17 protein-coding genes are annotated in these 17,778 nt (G+C 72.7%); 5 read left to right on the top strand and 12 right to left on the bottom strand.

From position 1 onward, the window contains the following. Nucleotides 1–143 precede the first annotated feature (143 nt). The 3 genes from ABZ914_RS27395 to ABZ914_RS27385 all read left to right on the top strand — a co-directional run bounded on the left by ABZ914_RS27395 (nt 144) and on the right by ABZ914_RS27385 (nt 2,542). Entirely contained in the window at nt 144–608 is a 465-nt protein-coding gene (locus tag ABZ914_RS27395; protein WP_173099665.1) for an RrF2 family transcriptional regulator, read from the top strand. Nucleotides 609–624: 16 nt separating this feature from the next. After that, nucleotides 625–1,413 (top strand): DNA-formamidopyrimidine glycosylase family protein, encoded by a 789-nt coding sequence (locus ABZ914_RS27390; protein WP_500196721.1) that lies wholly within the window; start codon nt 625–627, stop codon nt 1,411–1,413. A 244-nt stretch (nt 1,414–1,657) separates the two neighbouring features. Then, entirely contained in the window at nt 1,658–2,542 is an 885-nt protein-coding gene (locus ABZ914_RS27385; protein WP_500196720.1) for a LysR family transcriptional regulator, read from the top strand. 192 nt (nt 2,543–2,734) lie between these two features. Here ABZ914_RS27385 and ABZ914_RS27380 read toward each other — a convergent pair whose 3' ends face one another. From ABZ914_RS27380 to ABZ914_RS27365, 4 genes are all read right to left on the bottom strand, one after another. Further along, entirely contained in the window at nt 2,735–3,202 is a 468-nt protein-coding gene (locus tag ABZ914_RS27380) for a Dps family protein (RefSeq protein ID WP_190856244.1), read from the bottom strand. A gap of 155 nt (nt 3,203–3,357) precedes the next feature. Next, a complete protein-coding gene (locus ABZ914_RS27375; protein ID WP_151538353.1) occupies nt 3,358–3,711 on the bottom strand; it encodes a helix-turn-helix domain-containing protein in 354 nt (117 codons plus the stop codon). A 111-nt stretch (nt 3,712–3,822) separates the two neighbouring features. Further along, entirely contained in the window at nt 3,823–5,118 is a 1,296-nt protein-coding gene (locus ABZ914_RS27370; protein ID WP_500196719.1) for a CinA family nicotinamide mononucleotide deamidase-related protein, read from the bottom strand. Nucleotides 5,119–5,679: 561 nt separating this feature from the next. Beyond that, on the bottom strand, nt 5,680–6,192 hold the full coding sequence (locus tag ABZ914_RS27365; RefSeq protein ID WP_500196718.1) for a DUF1990 domain-containing protein: 513 nt from the start codon (nt 6,190–6,192) through the stop codon (nt 5,680–5,682). 88 nt (nt 6,193–6,280) lie between these two features. On the opposite strand from ABZ914_RS27365, the gene ABZ914_RS27360 reads away from it, so the two are divergent. Further along, nucleotides 6,281–7,063 carry an MOSC domain-containing protein gene (locus tag ABZ914_RS27360; protein ID WP_500196717.1) on the top strand — a complete coding sequence of 261 codons (783 nt, stop codon included), beginning with the start codon at nt 6,281–6,283 and terminating at the stop codon, nt 7,061–7,063. Nucleotides 7,064–7,075: 12 nt separating this feature from the next. Here ABZ914_RS27360 and ABZ914_RS27355 read toward each other — a convergent pair whose 3' ends face one another. The 8 genes from ABZ914_RS27355 to ABZ914_RS27320 form a co-directional block, all read right to left on the bottom strand. Next, the gene (locus tag ABZ914_RS27355) at nt 7,076–7,663 is read right to left on the bottom strand and encodes a CDP-alcohol phosphatidyltransferase family protein (RefSeq protein WP_190856248.1); all 588 of its coding nucleotides are present in this window, start codon (nt 7,661–7,663) and stop codon (nt 7,076–7,078) included. Further along, a complete protein-coding gene (gene rimO / locus ABZ914_RS27350; protein ID WP_190856249.1) occupies nt 7,660–9,084 on the bottom strand; it encodes a 30S ribosomal protein S12 methylthiotransferase RimO in 1,425 nt (474 codons plus the stop codon). Before rimO ends, ABZ914_RS27355 begins: the two co-directional genes overlap by 4 nt. A gap of 95 nt (nt 9,085–9,179) precedes the next feature. Next, a complete protein-coding gene (locus ABZ914_RS27345; RefSeq protein WP_190856250.1) occupies nt 9,180–9,935 on the bottom strand; it encodes a RodZ domain-containing protein in 756 nt (251 codons plus the stop codon). 221 nt (nt 9,936–10,156) lie between these two features. Further along, nucleotides 10,157–12,823 (bottom strand): FtsK/SpoIIIE family DNA translocase, encoded by a 2,667-nt coding sequence (locus tag ABZ914_RS27340; protein ID WP_500196716.1) that lies wholly within the window; start codon nt 12,821–12,823, stop codon nt 10,157–10,159. Between the two features lie 134 nt (nt 12,824–12,957). Then, nucleotides 12,958–14,643, bottom strand: a complete 1,686-nt coding sequence (locus tag ABZ914_RS27335) for a ribonuclease J (protein ID WP_190856252.1) — start codon at nt 14,641–14,643, stop codon at nt 12,958–12,960. Further along, nucleotides 14,640–15,578: a 4-hydroxy-tetrahydrodipicolinate synthase gene (dapA, locus tag ABZ914_RS27330; protein ID WP_190856253.1), complete on the bottom strand. Its 939-nt coding sequence runs from the start codon at nt 15,576–15,578 to the stop codon at nt 14,640–14,642. Before dapA ends, ABZ914_RS27335 begins: the two co-directional genes overlap by 4 nt. A gap of 224 nt (nt 15,579–15,802) precedes the next feature. Next, entirely contained in the window at nt 15,803–16,024 is a 222-nt protein-coding gene (locus ABZ914_RS27325) for a hypothetical protein (protein ID WP_500196715.1), read from the bottom strand. Between the two features lie 140 nt (nt 16,025–16,164). Further along, entirely contained in the window at nt 16,165–17,223 is a 1,059-nt protein-coding gene (locus ABZ914_RS27320; protein WP_500196714.1) for a hypothetical protein, read from the bottom strand. 274 nt (nt 17,224–17,497) lie between these two features. On the opposite strand from ABZ914_RS27320, the gene ABZ914_RS27315 reads away from it, so the two are divergent. Further along, a complete protein-coding gene (locus ABZ914_RS27315; RefSeq protein ID WP_190856255.1) occupies nt 17,498–17,728 on the top strand; it encodes a hypothetical protein in 231 nt (76 codons plus the stop codon). Nucleotides 17,729–17,778: the final 50 nt, after the last annotated feature.

Here is a 17,778-nt window from a genome sequence, read left to right as displayed (position 1 = left end):
GTGCCCGCCGGTCGACAAGGCCCGGTACCGGCGGGCGCGCCACACCCGTCCGAGGCCCCGCGCCGGCGGGCGCGCCGCCCTGTTCAGGGCCCCGGATCGGCGGGTAAGCCAGACCAGTCCGATCGGCAAGGGATAATACCTACATGCGATTGTCCGCCAGGGTCGACTACGCGTTGCGTGCCGCCGCGGAGCTGGCGGTGGCCGGGAGTCACCCGGTGACCGCGGTCCAGCTCGCGGAGGCCCAGCAGATTCCGCCCAAATTCCTCGAGAACATCCTCGGCCAGCTGCGCCGCTCCGGGCTCGTCCGCAGCCAGCGCGGCCCCGAGGGGGGCTACTGGCTGGCGCGTCCGGCCGAGCAGATCGCCCTCGCCGACATCATCCGCGCCATCGACGGCCCGCTGCTCGGCGTCCGGGGCGAGCGCCCCGAGCACGTCGGCTACGAGGGCCCCGCCCGGTCGCTCCAGGAGGTGTGGATCGCCCTGCGCGCCAGCGAGCGGGCCATCCTCGAGCGGGTGACCCTCGCCCACATCGCCGCGGGCGAGCTGCCCGAGGGCGTCCGCAAGCTCACCGAGGACCCGTCCGCCTGGGAGAGCCCCTCCCTGATCTAGGGGCGGGGTCTGCGCCGTGCCGGAAGGCGACGTCGTCTGGCTGACCGCCCGGCGCCTGCACGAGGCGCTCGCCGGGCGGCCGCTGACCCGCGCCCAGTTCCGTGTGCCGCGCCTCGCCACCGCCGACCTGCGCGGCCGGACGGTCCTGGAGGTCGTGTCGCGGGGCAAGCACCTGCTCATCCGCGTCGAGGGCGGCCTGACGATCCACAGCCACCTGCTCATGGAGGGCCGCTGGCAGATCCGGCCCGCCGGTCCGATGCCGCGCGACCACCGGGTCCGCGTCGTGCTGGCGAACGCCGAGCGGCAGGCGGTCGGCCAGTCGCTCGGCCTGGTCGAGCTGCTGCGCACCGCCGAGGAGGACGCGGCTGTCGGCCACCTCGGCCCCGACCTCCTCGACCCGGGCTGGGACGGCGGCCTCGCCGCGCGGGCCGTCGCGCGGCTGGAGGAGCAGCCGTCCCGCGCGATCGGCGAGGCGCTGCTGGACCAGACCCGCCTCGCGGGAATCGGCAACGTCTACAAGGCCGAGGTCCTGTTCCTGCGGGGCGTACACCCCTGGACGCCCGTGTCGGACGTCCCCGGCCTGCCCGCCCTCGTGGAGCTCGCTCACAGGCTCCTGGACGCCAACAAGGCGCGGCACGGCCACGTCACCACGGGAGATCTGGGGCGCGGCCGGGAGCACTGGGTGTACGGGCGCGCCGGGCGCCCCTGCCGCCGCTGCGGCACCCGCGTGGAGCGCGCTCCCCAGCACTCCGACGTCGGGGACCGGACCGCGTTCTGGTGCCCCCGCTGCCAGCCGGCCCGCTAGGACGAGCCGTCCCGACTCGCTGCGGCCGGCGCCGCCGGAGACCTCCGGCCGAGCCGCCCCGGCCCTCTCCCGGCAGGCCGGTCCGGATGCGGTCGGCGCCCGTCCCGCGCCTCGAGGTCGCGGACGGGTCGCCGCCGGAAGCGGGTCGCCGGATCCTGCGCCCGCAGAAGCATCCTCCGATTGCGATCGTTCCAAGTCAATTCTCGGGTTTTCTTATCGATCTCCCAGGTCTACCTTGGGTCGGGTGACCCTCGACGACCTCCGTGTCTTCGTCGCCGTCTGCGCGGCCGGCAACCTGAGCGCCGTCGCGCGCGACCTGTCGTGCAGCCAGTCCGCGGTGAGCCAGCACGTCAAGCGGCTCGAACGGGAGACCGGGCTGGTGCTGCTGGAGCGGCGCCCGCGCGGGGTGCTGCCCACCCGCGCCGGCCGGATCCTGCACCAGGCCGCCACCGAGGGCATCGCCGGGATCGACGCGGCGCTGCGGCACCTGGACGACCTGCGCCGCGGCGTCGGCGGGACGGTCCGGATCGCGACGGGCGCCACCACCGTCCGGCACTTCATGGCCGCCGGGGTGGCGGCGTTCCGGGCCCGCCATCCGGAGGCGGCGCTGCAGTTCGAGACCGCCGGGTCCAGCCGCCGCTGCCTGGAGGCGGTGCGGGCGCACACCGCCGACCTCGCGTGGGTGACGATCGGCCCGCCGCTGGAGGGCGTCGAGCAGCGGGCGTCCTGCGAGCTGCCGTGGACGCTCGCCGTGCACGTCGACGACCCGCTGGCCCGCCGCGGCTCCATCGGCCTCGACGACCTGGCCGGCATCCGGCACATCGAACTGCCCGCGCACTCGACGTCCCGCGTCCATCTGGAAACGCACCTCGAACGGCACGGGGTCCGGCTGACGTCCACGACCAGCGTCGCCGACTGGGACACCGCGCTGCTGCTCGCCGAACTCGGCCTCGGCCACGCGATCGTGCCGGCGCTGCCCGGCTGGGACGGCGGCCGGGGCGAGGTGCGGCTGATCCCGATCCCGGACCTGCCGCCGCTCACGGCGGGATGGGCGGCCCGGCGCTGGGACGCGCTGAGTCCGCTCGCCATCGAGTTCGCCGACACCGTCCTGGCGCACCTCCGCATCTGACCGTTCCGGGCGCACCTGACCGTCCTGCGACGCCCGCCCGGTGGCGGTGCGGTGTGCTCGTGGCCCGGCGAGCGCGTTGCCCTTCGGGACGCGGAAAGACCCGGCCCCAGGAGAGGGGCCGGGCCTTTTCCGTCCGGATCCGGGTCCGCGCCGAGGATCGCGGCGGCGCGGGGGATCCGCGTTCTATGGCGATCAGGTCTGCGCCTGGAACATCCAGTGCTGCTTCTCCAGCTGGGCCGCGATGCCGATGAGCAGGTCCTGCGTGACGGGATCCGGCTCGTCGGTGGCCGCGATCCGCTCGCGGAACCGGGCGATGATCTGCGCCAGCACGTCGGTCACCGCCGCGACGACCTTGTCGTCGGCCAGGTAACCGGCCTCCAGCTGCGGGATCTCGGTGCGGTCGGCGACCGTGCGGGCACGGCCGTCGGGGTTCACGCCGATCGCGACGGCGCGCTCGGCGACGTCGTCCTGGCCGGCGCGGGCGAGGTCGACGACCTCGTCCAGGTGCTCGTGCACCACCTTGAAGTTGCGCCCGGTCAGGTTCCAGTGCGCCTGCTTCGCCACGAGCGAAAGATCGATGAGGTCCACCAGGGCGCCCTGCAGGGCCTGCCCGGTGACCTTCAGTGCCTCGTCCGAGAGCGGGCTCTTGACGGCCGCCATTGTTCGGGCTCCTTCCGCGTCGTTACGGTGTGTCCGCTACAACGGGGAAGGCTGCCCCCATATGCCGAGCCCATGCGTGAGACCGCGCACACCCGCGGCCCCTGGTCGGGCATGAACCCGGGGCCGCGGCTCGCACCGCGGTCCGGTCCGGCGACTTAGGCGGCGACCATGTCGCCGCGGAACTCGCCGGTGATCTCCTCGGGGGTCTCCGGAATGCGCTCGGCGGGGATCCGCTCGTGCTCGGGCGCGCCCGCCATGACCGGCTCGTGCTGCAGCTCGGCGAGGGCCAGCGAGTCGGCCACCTCCCTGAGCACGTGCGACAGCGGAACGCCCAGCGCCTTGCAGATCGACGAGAGCAGTTCGGAGGAGGCCTCCTTCTGCCCGCGTTCGACCTCGGACAGGTAGCCGAGGGAAACCCGCGCGGCCGCGGACACCTCACGGAGGGTGCGTCCCTGGCGCAGCCGCAGCTGCCGCAGTACGTCACCGAGCAGCTGGCGAAGCAGGACCATCGTCTCGCTCCCTCCCTCAGTTCGGACCATCTGCCGGTTCCACCGTACCCGGCTTGACGGTGGCCATGGCAGACCGTTGATTTCGTGTTCGCTCGGAACGTAACGCTGTAATCAGCCCCTAACTTCCCGATCTTCCCGAGCGTCCCCGGTCTCGACCTCGGCGTCAAGTCCCAGCAGGACGCGTCTGAGCAGCTCAAGCGCGTGCACGACGGTCATCCGGCGGATCACCGGGCGGATCTCCGGCCCGGTGCCGGGCACGGGGAGTTTCGGCCTGACCACGGTGCGCGTATTCCCGGGTCCGGTCACGCCGATATAGACCGTTCCCACCGGGCGGCCGTCCTGCGGCTCGGGGCCCGCGACGCCCGTCACCGCGAGCCCGTACGTGGCGCCGAGCCGGTCCCGGACGCCCTCGGCCATCGCGGCGGCCACGTCCGGGTGGACGGCCCCGTGCTCGGCCAGCAGGACGTCGGGGACGCCGAGCAGGCGGTGCTTCAGCTCCGTCGCGTACGCCACCACCCCGCCCGCGTACGTCGCCGACGAACCGGGCATCGCGGTCAGCTCCCCGCCGATGAGGCCGCCGGTCAAGGACTCGGCGACCGCGACGGTCGCCGAGCGCTCGGCGAGCAGCCGGTGGACGACGCGGTCCAGCGTGTCCGCCTCCACGCCGTAGACGACCGGGCCGAGCAGCTCGCGGACGCGCTCCTCGACCGCCGCGAGCCGGCCCTCGGCGTCCGCGCCGGCCACCGTGATCCGGATCTTGACCTCGGCCGGATCGGGCAGGTAGGCGAGCTTCACCCCGTCCATCGCCTCGACCTCGGCGAGCCGCGTCGCGACGACCGACTCCCAGATCCCGGCGGTGCGCAGCGTCCGGCGGGCGACCGCGGGCAGCCCGGCGATCCCGGCCAGCTCCGGCAGCACCACCTCGTCCATGATCGTGCGCATCTCGAACGGGACGCCGGGCAGCGCGTAGACGATCCCGCCGTCCAGCTCGACGCGGAGGCCGGGGGCGGTGCCGGCGGAGTTGTGCAGCAGCACGGCGTTCTCGGGCACCTCGGCCATGCGGAACGCCATCGGCTGGAGCGTCCGGCCCGCCGCCTCGGCCCGCTCGTGCAGCCGCCGCTCCAGCGCGGGGTCGCGGACGAGCGCGACACCCGCCGCCTTGGCGAGCGCGTCCCGGGTCAGGTCGTCGTAGGTGGGGCCGAGGCCGCCGGTGGTGATCACCGCGTCGGCGCGGGACAGCGCGGACCGCACCGCCGCGACGATGACGTCCGTCTCGTCGCCGACGACCACGCTGCGGGTCACGTCGACGCCGTGCTCGGCGAGGCGCCGGCCGAGCCAGGCCGCGTTCCCGTTGATGGTGTCGCCGAGGAGCAGCTCGTCCCCGACGGTGAGCAGTTCGACCCGCATGCCTCCGCCTCCCCGTCGCCGGTCACCCGAATGTACCGGCGGGGGACGACGGTCCGCGCCGCGGCCGGGGGGGCGGTCGCGGGCGACGGCGGCGCGGGCCGCCGGGTTGACCGCCATCGGCGGCCGAATCAGGACGAAGACCCCTTTGACCGACTAACAGCTGCTCGCCCGATCGGTCCCCACATATCGCATTTCGTTGGCCAGAGAAAAACGCGAGCCGTGCATTGTGTCACACACCCGCCGGGCCCCGCACACTGCGCGTGAGTGGGAACGCGACCAGGGCGCGCATCGTCGCACCGCTCCGACCTGCGCCATTGCGGCGGGCGGTCCACCATCGGCCAACCGCGCCGTCATTTTGTGAGTCAGAACTCATTTGCCATGTCGCGACCACTCCCCATTCACGGGGATAATTGCCAGTGCGGCCGCCATGAACGGGGCTGCGGGGCACGACCGGGGTGGGCGTGCTCCCGTAGCCCGTCATGGCGGCCGTGCTCGTCTCCGCTCAGGGTCCCCGGCCGTCCCGGTCACCGGGCCACCGGGGTCGGTCAGGGGCGCGGTCGGTCAGGGGCGTGCCATGCGCCGCAGGACGGCCCCGCAGCGGCGCGCGTACACCCGCTGGGCCAGAGGGCCGAGCGGGCCCGCCAGCCGCGCCGGCGCCGTCGCCGGGCGGCTGAACGAGGTGACGGTCAGCCACACCTCGTCCTCGTCGTCCCGATGCACGACGAACGCCTCCTCCCCCGACTGCGGATGGCCCGGCAGCGTCCCGTAGGCCCATCCGGCGCGGCGGTCCTCCTCGCGCGTCCACACGACCCGGCAGGGCGCGTTCAGCCGGAACGGCCCGAGCCCGAGGCCCATCTCCACGCTCACGCCCGGTTCGGCCCGCGGGGCCGACGCCCGCACGCGCACGGGGAGCGCCCGGTGCATCCAGAACTCCATCAGCGCGTCCGAGGCGTTGCGCATCGCCGCCGGACCCGTGCCGACGAGCGTCCGCACCCGCAGGTGCCGGTAGCCCGCCGGGCGCTCGGCGTCCCATGTCGCGCCGACCTCGGGATAGGTGAAGTCCTGCCCGCTCATCGGTGTGCGGCCTCCAAACTGACCAATCGGTGTCAAGTATCACCGGTTCTCCTGGCCACCCGCGCGGGCGCCCCTCTACCGTCGCCTCATGATCGCCGTCATCGCCGCACTGAACGTGTACCCCGTCAAGAGCGCGGCCGGCGTCCCGCTCGCCGAGGCGGACATGACGCCGGACGGGCTGCGGCACGACCGGGCGTTCATGCTCGTCCGCCCGGACGGGCGCCACCTGTCGCAGCGGGAGGTGCCCGGCCTGGCGCTGGTCCAGCCGGCCTACGACGGGGCGAAGCTCACCGTCTCCTCGCCGCTCGCGGACGCGCCGCTGATCTGCGAGGCGGCCGACGGCCCGCCCCGCGACGTCACGGTGCACCGGAGGCCCTGCCAGGGGATCGACCAAGGGGATGACGCCGCCGGCTGGTTCTCCGACGCGCTCGGGCTCTCCTGCCGCCTCGTCCGCTTCACCGGGACGCGCCCGGCGAAGCGCGGCGGCGGGACGCTGGCGTACGCCGACGGCTATCCGGTCTCTGTGCTCTCGCAGGAGTCGCTCGACGACCTGAACCGCCGGATGTCCGGGCCGCTCCCGATGAACCGGTTCCGTCCCAACATCGTCCTGAGCGGCCTCGGCCCCTACGGCGAGGACGGGGTGACCCGGCTGCGCGGCGCCGCCGAGATCGAGCTCCTCGCGGCGTGCGGGCGCTGCGTCATCATCAACACCGACCAGGAGACGGGCGAGCGCTCACCCGCGCCGCTGCGCGCGCTCGCCGCGTACCGCACCGGGCGCTTCGACGGCTACCGCGAGATCGTGTTCGGACGCCTCGGCGTCCCGCGCGCACTCGGCACGCTCCGCGTCGGCGACGAGCTCACCGCGTCCTGACGCCAGAGAGGGTCAGCTGCGGGGAGCGCGCCGCAGGCGCCACGCCTGGACGACGTAGTCGACGCCGGTGACCACGGTGACGATCAGCGCGGCGGCCATCGTGACCCAGCGCAGGTAGTCCAGCGGGCCGGGCAGGATGTAGAAGCCGATCGCGAAGACCTGCAGCATCGTCTTCAGCTTGCCGCCCTTGCTGGCCGGGATCACCCCGTACCGGATGACGACGAACCGCATCACCGTGATGCCGATCTCGCGGACCATGATGACGGCGGTCACCCACCACCACAGCTCGCCCAGCGCCGACAGGCAGACCAGCGCCGCCCCGGTCAGCGCCTTGTCGGCGATCGGGTCGGCGATCTTGCCGAAGTCGGTGACCAGGCCGCGGGCCCGGGCCAGGTCGCCGTCGATCTTGTCGGTGACGGAGGCGGCCGCGAACACCGCGAACGCGCCGATCCGCCAGCCGGTGCCGTCCATGAACAGCAGCCACACGAACAGCGGGACCAGCACGATCCGCAGCAGCGTCAGCGCGTTGGCGATGTTGTAGACGCTCGCCGGGGGCGGGTCCGGCGACCCGGCGACCGGCTCCGGCGTGCCCGCGATCACGACACGTCCGCGACGAGGTCCACGCCCTCGCTGCCGGTGACCCGGGCGGCGACGATCTCGCCGAGGGCCAGGCCCTCGCCGCGGACCAGCACCGTCCCGTCCACCTCGGGCGCCTGGTGCGCGGCGCGGCCCTCGAACCCGTCGTCCACCTTGTCCTCCAGCAGCACGTGGATCTCCGAGCCGACGCGGTCCTCGGCGCGCTGCGCGGTCAGCTCCTCGGCCAGCTCCGTCAGCTCCTCGACGCGGCGGGCGATCTCGTCCGGGTCGACCTTGCCGTCGAGCTTCGCGGCCTCGGTGCCGTCCTCGTCGGAGTAGCCGAACACTCCGACGGCGTCCAGCCGCGCGGCGGACAGGAACTCCGCCAGCTCCTCGAAGTCGTCCTCGGTCTCGCCGGGGAACCCGACGATGAAGTTCGACCGCACGCCCGCCTCCGGGGCCTGCGCGCGGATCTGGTCGAGCAGCTCCAGGAACCGGACGCGGTCGCCGAACCGGCGCATCGAGCGCAGCACCGGTCCGCTGGCGTGCTGGAAGGACAGGTCGAAGTAGGGCGCGACGCCGGGCGTGCCGCAGATCGCCTCGATCAGCCCCGGCCGGGTCTCCGCCGGCTGCAGGTAGCTGACCCGGACGCGCTCGATGCCGTCCACCGCCGCCAGGCCGGGCAGCAGCTTCTCCAGCGCGCGCAGATCACCGAGGTCCTTGCCGTAGGACGTGGAGTTCTCGCTGACGAGGACCAGTTCCCGGACGCCGTGGCCGGCGAGCCAGCGGGCCTCCTCCAGCACCTCCGCCGGCGGCCGCGACACGTACGCGCCGCGGAACGCCGGGATCGCGCAGAACGTGCAGCGCCGGTCGCAGCCGGACGCGAGCTTGAGCGGCGCCACCGGGCCGCCGCCGAGGCGCCGCCGCAGCACCCGCGGGCCGGACGCGGGCGCCACCCCGTCCGGCAGGTCGCCCGCCTCGCCGGCGGGGCCGTGCCCGGGGATCGCGACGCCCTCCGCGGACGCGGACCGCTCGACCGGGCTGATCGGCAGCAGCGTGCGGCGGTCGCGCGGGGCGTGCGCCTCGCGCGCCCGGCCCTCCATCACGTCGTCGAGCCGGTCCCCGATCGACAGGTAGTCGTCGAAGCCGATCACCGCGTCGGCCTCCGGCAGCGCCTCCGCCAGTTCCCGGCCGTACCGCTCGGCCATGCAGCCCGCCGCGACGACCTTGGCGCCGGAGTCGTGCGCGGCGAGCAGCGTGTCGATGGAGTCCTTCTTGGCCGCCTCGATGAAGCCGCAGGTGTTGACGACCACGACGTCGGCGCCGTCCGCGCCGTCCGCGAGGTCCCACCCGGCGTCCTCGATGCGCGCGGCGAGCTCCTCGGAGTCCACCTCGTTGCGGGCGCAGCCGAGGGTGATGAGCGAGACCTTGCGGCGAGTCGACATGCCCCTAAGGTAATGGGCCCGGGCAGCGCCGTGGACCGCCGCCCCGCCCGGGTGACCGAGGGGTCAGATGCCGGCGGGCCCGGCGGGCCGGGGCCTCAGGCGGCGGAGGGGTCGTTGCGGTCGAAGCTGAGCCGCTGGACGCCCTTGCCCTTCCCGGGCGTGCCGATGTCCTTGCCGTTCACGGTGAGCCGGACGCCGCCGCCGATGCCGATCACCACGCTGATCTTCTTCTTGGCGGTCCACTTCTTCTGGTCGCCGCTGCGCAGCACGCCGGAGTACAGCGCCTTGCCCTTGTCGCCGCGGACGTTGATCCAGACCGTGCGCTTGGCGACGGCCTCGACCTCGACCGTGGTGCGCGGCGCCGCCGCCACCGGGTCGGTGGACTTGGGCGGCGCGGAGGGGGTCGGCTTCGCGGGGCCCGCCGAGGGCGTCCCGGCGACCTGCCGCGCGGTGTGCCGCTCGTGCCCGCCGTCGTGCCGGACCGCCTGGACGACCCCGGCGATCACCACGACGGCGAGGGCGAGCGCCATCGCCGCGCTCCAGTTCGCCGAGCGGCGCTCGCGGAACGGGATCGGGCGCTCCGGCTCGAACGCCGCCGTCGCCGACACCGGCTGCGGCGCGCCGCCGTGCGCGGCGTCGAACTCGCTGACCAGCGGTTCCGGGTCGATGCCGATGACCCGCGCGACGCTGCGGATGTGCCCGCGCGCGTAGAAGTTGCCGCCGCAGGCGGAGAAGTCGTCGGACTCCATGCCGCGGATCACCGTCTCGCGGATCCGCGTCTGGAGACTGACCTGCGTCACCGAGAGACCCGCCTGCCGACGCTCCTGGGCCAAGGTCTCACCGATGCTCACGCGGGGCCTCCTTCGAGCGCGTTCACGGCTGGTTCCACGCTGATGCGACACCAGTCTAGAAACGGAAATGCCCGCTCGGCGAGCGTCAACACGTTCGAAACAGGGCAAGATTTCGCATCATTCCGCCATGCCGTTCCCGGTATCCGGTGGCCATATGACGGTAACCGCGCCGACATTCCGTTGTTCCCCCACGGTAAGTACGGCCGCGGGGGAACGCCCGGTCAGCCTCCGCCGCGCAGTTCCGCGAGCACTCCCGGCAGGTCGTCGGGCTTGGCGAGGACGTCGCGCGCCTTGGAGCCCTCGCTCGGCCCGACGATGTCGCGGCTCTCCATCAGGTCCATCAGCCGGCCCGCCTTGGCGAAGCCGACGCGCAGCTTGCGCTGCAGCATCGAGGTGGACCCGAACTGCGTCGACACCACCAGCTCGATCGCCTGGACGAGCAGGTCCATGTCGTCGCCGATCTCCTCGTCGATCTCCTTCTTCGGCGCGGACGACTCGGCGACGTCCTCCCGGTAGTTCGCCTCCATCTGCGCCTTGCAGTGGTCGACGACCGAGTGGATCTCCTTCTCCGACACGTAGGCGTTCTGGATCCGCATGGGCTTGCTCGCGCCCATCGGCAGGAACAGCGCGTCGCCCTGCCCGACGAGCTTCTCCGCGCCCGGCTGGTCGAGGATGACGCGGCTGTCGGACAGCGAGGACGTCGCGAACGCCAGCCGGGACGGCACGTTGGCCTTGATGAGGCCGGTGACGACGTCGACGGACGGGCGCTGCGTCGCGAGCACCAGGTGGATGCCGGCGGCGCGGGCGAGCTGGGTGATGCGGACGACCGAGTCCTCGACGTCGCGCGGCGCGACCATCATCAGGTCGGCGAGCTCGTCGACGATCACCAGCATGTAGGGGTAGGGGGTGTAGACGCGCTCGCTGCCGGGCGGCGCGGTGAGCTTGCCCGCCTTCACCGCCTTGTTGAAGTCGTCGATGTGCCGGAACCCGGACGCGGCGAGGTCGTCGTACCGGCGGTCCATTTCGCCTACGACCCATTCGAGGGCTTCCGCCGCCTTTTTGGGGTTCGTGATGATCGGGGTGATCAGGTGGGGAATGCCCTGGTACATGGTCAGCTCGACCCGTTTCGGGTCGACCAGGATCATCCGCACCTCGTCCGGCGTCGCCCGCATCAGCACCGACGTGATCAGCCCGTTGATGCAGGTCGACTTGCCCGCGCCCGTCGCGCCCGCGATCAGGATGTGCGGCATCTTCGCGAGGTTCGCCACCACGGTGCGGCCCTCGACGTCCTTGCCGAGCCCCACCACCATCGGGTGGTGCTCGTTGGTCGCCGCCGGGGAGCGCAGCACGTCGCCGAGGCTGACGATGTCCTTGTCGGTGTTCGGGATCTCCACCCCGATCGCCGACTTGCCGGGGATCGGGGAGATGATCCGCACGTCCGCGCTCTTCACCGCGTACGCGATGTTCTTGGTCAGCGCGGTGACCTTCTCCACCTTCACCGCGGGACCGAGCTCGATCTCGTACCGGGTGATCGTCGGCCCCCGGGTGAACCCGGTGACCTGCGCGTCGATGTCGAACTGCTCCAGCACGCCGGTGAGCGCGTTGACCACCGTGTCGTTGGCCTTCGTGCGCGGCTTGGCCACGCTGCCCGGCCGCAGCGCCGCCGGGTCCGGCAGGACGTAGATCTCGCCGGACGACGACAGCGGGAGCTGCTCGGAGCTGCGCGGCGCCGGGGTCGGGTCCGGGACGTCGCCGTGCGCGGGCTCCTCGGGCGGCGCGGGCTCCTCCAGCACCGGGTCGGCCGGCGGCGGCACGTCGTCGATCGGCGGCGCCGGCGGCGGGACGTCCCCGCCGAACGGGTCCGGCTCGAACAGCTCGTCCGCGAGGTCGCGGCTCGGCCGGTCCGGGCGCTTCGGCTCGTCCTCCAGCAGCGGCGTGTCGTACGGCCGCGAGTGCTCGCCGACCTCCAGCTCGTCCTCGGCCTCGTCCGCCTTCTTCTTGCGGCGGCGCTTCTTCGGCGCCTCCGGCTCCTCGTCCGAGGCGTCGGACGGGCGCTCCGGGCGGCCCTGCAGCGTCGCGACGGCCCACAGGTCGCCGAACCGCTCGGGCACCTTCGCGATCGGGGTCGCGGTGATGACCAGCAGCCCGAACCCCGACAGCAGGAGCAGCAGCGGCACCGCCACCCAGCCGCTGAGCGCGGCGTCCAGCGGCGCCGACACCAGCCAGCCGACGACGCCGCCCGCGTCGCGCACGCCGGCCATGTCCTTGGCCGGCGACGGGATGCCCGCCGCGATGTGCAGGATGCCGAGCACCCCGACGGTGAGCGCGGTCAGGCCGATGACGACGCGCCCGGTCTCCTCGTTCTGCTCGGGATGGCGCAGCGTCCGCCACGCCAGCAGCGCCAGCACCACGGGCAGCGCCATGGCCACGATGCCGATGCCGCCGCGTACGACCTTCTCCAGCGCGATCGTGACGACGCCGTCCGGCCGGAACCAGGTCACCGACGCCAGCACGATCGACGAGCCGAGCAGCGCGAGCCCGAGCCCGTCGCGCCGGTGCTCGGGATCGAGGTTGCGGGCGCCGTCGCCGTAGGCGCGGAAGATCGAGCCGACGGCGACCGCCGCGAGCAGGTACAGCTTGAACAGCAGCTTGAAGAAGCCGAGGACGGCCTGCGAGATCGGGTCCGGCTTCTGCGGCGGGCGGCCCCGGCCGGATCCCCGGCCCGCGCCGCCCTTGGCCCCGCTCCTCGCTCCACCGCCCTTCGCTCCGCCGCTCCTGGCGCTGCCGTTCGTTCGCTTCCGGGGGGTCGGCCCTGCGGGTTTGCGAGCCGCGCTGCCCCCGGTACGCGAGGAGGTGGTCTTCGCTCCCCCGGACGCACGTGTGGCCATGCTCATGAGAGTAACCAAGGAGCGTCCGGGTTCCCGGGACGGCGAACGGGCGTGTTGCCCATACCGGACGAGCGGGCACGACGCGGCCCGGGACGGCCGCGCGCGGTGCGCGGCACGGCCGTCCCGGGCGGCGGCTACACCTCGACGACCACCGGGATGATCATGGGGCGGCGGCGGTAGTTGTCGCTCACCCACTTGCCGACCGTGCGCCGGATCAGCTGGCTGATCTGGTGCGTGTCGTTCACGGCGTCGCCGGCCGCGCCGGCCAGCACGCCCTCGATCCGCTCGATGATCTCGTCGAAGTCCTCGTTGACGATGCCGGCGCCGCGGGCGTGCACCTCGGGCCCGGCCACCAGCTTGCCGGAGGTCGAGTCGATGCCGACGACGATGGAGACGAAGCCCTCCTCACCGAGGATCCGGCGGTCCTTCAGCGAGGTCTCGGTGACCTCGCCGACCGAGAGGCCGTCCACGTACACGTACCCGGCCGGGACGGCGCCGACGATCCGGGCGCGCCCGTCCACCAGGTCGACGACGACGCCGTCCTCGGCGATGACGATGTTGTCGTCCGGCACGCCGGTGAGCGCGGCGAGCTTGGCGTGCGCCCGCAGGTGCCGCCACTCGCCGTGGATCGGCATGAAGTTGCTCGGCTTCGTCACGTTCAGCACGTACAGCAGCTCGCCCGCCGACGCGTGCCCCGACACGTGCACCAGCGCGTTGCCCTTGTGCACGACCCGCGCGCCCCACCGGGTGAGGCCGTTGATCACGCGGTTCACCGCGTTCTCGTTGCCCGGGATCAGCGAGGACGCCAGCATCACGGTGTCGCGGTCGGTGATGCGGATCGAGTGGTCGCGGTTGGCCATCCGCGACAGCGCCGACATCGGCTCGCCCTGCGAGCCGGTGCACACCAGCACCAGCCGGTCGCCGGGGATGTCGTCCAGCTCCTTCTGGTCGACCATCACGTCCTCGGGGACGTTCAGGTAGCCCAGCTCGCGGGCGACGCCCATGTTGCGGACCATCGAGCGGCCGACGAAGCACACCTTGCGGCCGTTGGCGACGGCCGCGTCCAGCACCTGCTGCACGCGGTGCACGTGGGAGGCGAAGCAGGCGACGATGAGCCGCTCCTGCGCGGTGCGGAACACCTCGTCGACGACCGGGCCGATGTTGCGCTCGCTCGTGACGAAGCCCGGGACCTCGGCGTTGGTCGAGTCCGACAGCAGCAGGTCGATGCCCTCGGTGCCGAGCCGGGCGAACCCGGGCAGGTCGGTGAGCCGGCCGTCCAGCGGCAGCTGGTCCATCTTGAAGTCGCCGGTGTGCAGGACGAGCCCGGCGGACGTGCGGACGGCGAGCGCGAGGGCGTCCGGGATCGAGTGGTTGACGGCGAAGAACTCGCACTCGAACGGCCCGAACGTGCGCCGCTCGCCCTCGGCCACCACGTCGGTGACCGGTTTGATGCGGTGCTCGGTGAGCTTGGCCTCCAGCAGGGCCAGCGTGAGCCGCGAGCCGACCAGCGGGATGTCGCGGCGCTCGCGCAGCAGGTACGGGACCGCGCCGATGTGGTCCTCGTGCCCGTGCGTGAGGACGACGGCCTCGATGTCGTCGAGGCGGTCCCTGATGTACTCGAAGTCCGGCAGTATCAGGTCGATGCCGGGCTGCTCGGTCTCGGGGAAGAGCACGCCGCAGTCGACGACGAGCAGGCGACCGCCGTACTCGTAGACCGTCATGTTGCGGCCGATCTCCCCCAGCCCGCCGAGCGCGACGATGCGCAGACCGCCCTCGGGCGGCGCGGGCGGGTCCGAGAGCTCCGGGTGAGGATGACTCACCGGGCGACCTCCGGAATGACGACCTCCGGCACTTTGACTCCCCCTATCGTGAGGTCTTCGCGCAGGCGCGCCGCGAACTCAGGCGTGGCCTCCACCAGCGGGGCGCGCAGCGCGCCGCCCCCGGGGAGGCCCAGCAGGTTCAGCGCTGCCTTGACGGCGATGGCGCCCTGCGTACGGGTCATGATCGCGGTGACCACGGGCAGCAGCCGCCGGTGGATCTCCAGCGCCCGCCCATGCTCACCGGCGCGGTATGCGTCGATCATCTCATGGAGTTCGGTTCCCACGACATGGCCGACCACGCTGACGAACCCGGCGGCGCCGACCGACAGCCAGGGCAGGTTCAGCACGTCGTCGCCGGAGTACCAGACCAGGTCGGTCTCCGCCATCACCCGGGACGCGCCGAACAGGTCGCCCTTGGCGTCCTTGACGGCGATGATCCGCGGGTGCTCGGCGAGCTGGATCAGCGTGTCGTTCTGGATCGGCACCCCGGCGCGCCCCGGGATGTCGTAGAGCATGTTCGGCAGGCCCGTCGCGTCGGCCACCGCCGTGAAGTGGCGGATCAGGCCCTCCTGCGGCGGCTTGTTGTAGTACGGGGTGACCACGAGCAGACCGTGCGCGCCGGCGGCCTCGGCCTGCCGCGCGAGTTTCAGGGTGTGCTCGGTGTGGTTGGTTCCGGCACCGGCGACGATCACGGCGCGGTCGCCGACCGCCTCGATGACCGCGCGCAGAAGCGTGCTCTTCTCGTCGTCGCTCGTCGTCGGCGACTCGCCGGTCGTCCCGTTGACGACCAGGCCGTCGTGGCGCCGCTCGTCGACCAGGTGGGTCGCGAGGCGCGCGGCGCCGTCGTAGTCGACTCCGCCGTCCGGCAGGAACGGCGTGACCATCGCGGTCAGCATCCGCCCGAACGGGGCGTCGGTCGATGTGCTGGGTGCCATGCATCGAACGGTACCGTTCCGGCCGCCGGGTTGGAGCCGCAGGTCGAGGGGTTCGGCGGCCGGGTGGGGACGGGGGCGCCGGCGGCCCTGCGGGCCGGGCTCGGGGCGGGCGTGGAAGCGGGCGCGAAGCGGGCATGGAAGAAGCCGCCGCCACACGCTCGGGGGTACGCGTGGCGGCGGCTCCCACACCCGACATCGTGGCACGCAAATGCCTCGTTACGGGGTCAGTCCGGCCACTTCCCGGACTCGGTTGGATAACGTGACCCTCCGGTCAGTTCGCGCAGCCGGCCGCGCAGTTCCTCGACGTCCGGCGTGCGCACGAGATCGTTGCCCCGGACCGCCCACCAGTGGCCGGACCCGCCCCGCCCGATCCGCCATCCGGCGAACTCGGCTGACAGCTCGCTGAGCCGGTCGGCGTCATGCCACGCGGTCTGCTGAATGCGCATCGGCCTCGTCCTCCGCTTCCCTCGCCAGCCGCCGGTACGGCCCGCTTTCACCGCACCCATCCGTACCCCGCCCATGTCCGGCTATACACCCCTTCTTACCTGGGCATACGGAGAAATCGGTACGTAGTCGGCGGGGTTTCTCAGCGGCCAACTTTTTCTGTCGTCGCGGGCAGCCATGTCGCGCGATATCGGGCCCATTCGGCCGGCGAGGTGGTCCAGTCCGCGTACACGCCGACGCCGTACGGACGCTTCGGCGGGCGTTTGAGCTCGCCGATTCCGCGCCGTACACCACGGAGGGCGACGGTGAGATTCTCAGCCCAGTCCATCAGGGGCCGATAGGTGGGCACGCCCATGAAGACCGTGACCTGATCGCCGATCAATTCGAGGGTGTGGCGGGTGTGCCGGGCGAAGTGCCAGCCCGCGAGCGACTGCGTCGGCAGCGACACGTCGTAGGTCATGATCGCCACCTGGTCGACGCGCCGGGCGACCTTCCGCAGGAAGGCGTCGGTGGGACGCGGCGGATAGTGCCACGGGCCCGTGCGAGGGAGCAGCGCCTTGTAGACGGGCTGCGCCGCGTCCACGAGCGTCGGCTGCTCCAGCGCCACCGACAGCAGGCGGCCTCGGGAGCGGGTGAGCTCGTGGGTCTTCTGCAGCAGCGCGAGGAACGCCCGGTCGTCGGGGTAGATCGGCTCGAAGTCGTAGTGGATCCCGTCGAAGCCGACGTCGAGGAGGGCCGCCGCGGTGCTCGCGACGCGCGCCCGCACGGCGGTGTCGTCCAGCTCGATGACGCCCTTGCCGTCCACCGTGCGGATCTGGCCCAGGTACGCCTGGGTCCGCACGCCCGGCGCGTACTTGTGGACGGCGTCGTTGAGCCGCTTCGCGTACCGGTACTTGGCCGCGGGGACCGTCCCGTCCGCCTCGAACGGCCCGGAGTGGAAGAACACATCGGTGATGCGGTTCTGCTTGAGGAGCTCCGCGAGCGCCCGGTACTCGGCGTCGGTGTGCGGCTCCCCCACCCACTGGTGCCTGGCCCACAGCGCGTTCGCCTCGGTGCCGCGCGCCTCCGGCTCGGGCTGCCACCACGTCCACGCGCCGGAGAGGCTGAGCGCGACCAGCCCCAGCACGTACGCGGCCGTCCAGCCCGCCCACCGCAGCGCGCCGCGCCGGCCTCCGCGCCGTATCCCGTCAGACCGCCTCATCCCCGCCATCCGGCAATGATCGCGTATCGATCCGGCACTTCGGGCGCCGTGGAGCCCGCCGGGTCCGCGTCCGGCAAGCGGGAGGGCACGCGTCGGCCATGGGTCGATCATGATTGCCCCCGAACCGCGCGCCGGGTGCGGAAAGCGTTGACACCGGGGGAATTCTTGGGTGACGAGGCGGCCTAGCGGTGCCGGGCTTCCGGTCTCGACTGGGTCTCGAATGGGGGGCCGCCCCGATCCTGTTCCGAAATACCGGGATGGAGGTCGAACCGACATGCGAGCACGACCTGACCAGGCCGAACCGAGACCCCTGCTACCGACGAAGTCGGCCCGGGGACGGGGAGTCGTTCCCCCTCGCGAGGCACTGCTCAGCACCCGGGCGCTCCTGATCGTCCTCGTGGCGATCGGCGCCGGCGCTCTGACCGCGATGGCCCCGCAGGCCGCGATCCCGATCGGGGTCGGAGTCGGCGTCGTCACCCTGCTGGCCCAGATCGTCAAAGACTGAACCGTCAAGGACCGAGAACTCTTCGCGGTGCGTTCGGCGCCGGGCGCCCG

This window comes from Spirillospora sp. NPDC046719 (assembly GCF_040645715.1).
In the GTDB taxonomy this organism is placed as follows: Bacteria; Actinomycetota; Actinomycetes; order Streptosporangiales; family Streptosporangiaceae; genus Spirillospora.
This window is presented reverse-complemented; position numbering and strand designations above follow the sequence as displayed.

Bases quoted from the DNA above. Each gene is read 5' to 3' on its own strand.
- ABZ914_RS27395 (WP_173099665.1), top strand. From the start codon at position 144: ATGCGATTGTCCGCCAGGGTCGACTACGCGTTGCGTGCCGCCGCGGAG.
- ABZ914_RS27380 (WP_190856244.1), bottom strand. From the start codon at position 3,202: ATGGCGGCCGTCAAGAGCCCGCTCTCGGACGAGGCACTGAAGGTCACC.
- ABZ914_RS27375 (WP_151538353.1), bottom strand. From the start codon at position 3,711: ATGGTCCTGCTTCGCCAGCTGCTCGGTGACGTACTGCGGCAGCTGCGG.
- ABZ914_RS27370 (WP_500196719.1), bottom strand. From the start codon at position 5,118: ATGCGGGTCGAACTGCTCACCGTCGGGGACGAGCTGCTCCTCGGCGAC.
- ABZ914_RS27365 (WP_500196718.1), bottom strand. From the start codon at position 6,192: ATGAGCGGGCAGGACTTCACCTATCCCGAGGTCGGCGCGACATGGGAC.
- ABZ914_RS27360 (WP_500196717.1), top strand. From the start codon at position 6,281: ATGATCGCCGTCATCGCCGCACTGAACGTGTACCCCGTCAAGAGCGCG.
- rimO (WP_190856249.1), bottom strand. From the start codon at position 9,084: ATGTCGACTCGCCGCAAGGTCTCGCTCATCACCCTCGGCTGCGCCCGC.
- ABZ914_RS27340 (WP_500196716.1), bottom strand. From the start codon at position 12,823: ATGGCCACACGTGCGTCCGGGGGAGCGAAGACCACCTCCTCGCGTACC.
- dapA (WP_190856253.1), bottom strand. From the start codon at position 15,578: ATGGCACCCAGCACATCGACCGACGCCCCGTTCGGGCGGATGCTGACC.
- ABZ914_RS27325 (WP_500196715.1), bottom strand. From the start codon at position 16,024: ATGCGCATTCAGCAGACCGCGTGGCATGACGCCGACCGGCTCAGCGAG.
- ABZ914_RS27320 (WP_500196714.1), bottom strand. From the start codon at position 17,223: ATGAGGCGGTCTGACGGGATACGGCGCGGAGGCCGGCGCGGCGCGCTG.
- ABZ914_RS27315 (WP_190856255.1), top strand. From the start codon at position 17,498: ATGCGAGCACGACCTGACCAGGCCGAACCGAGACCCCTGCTACCGACG.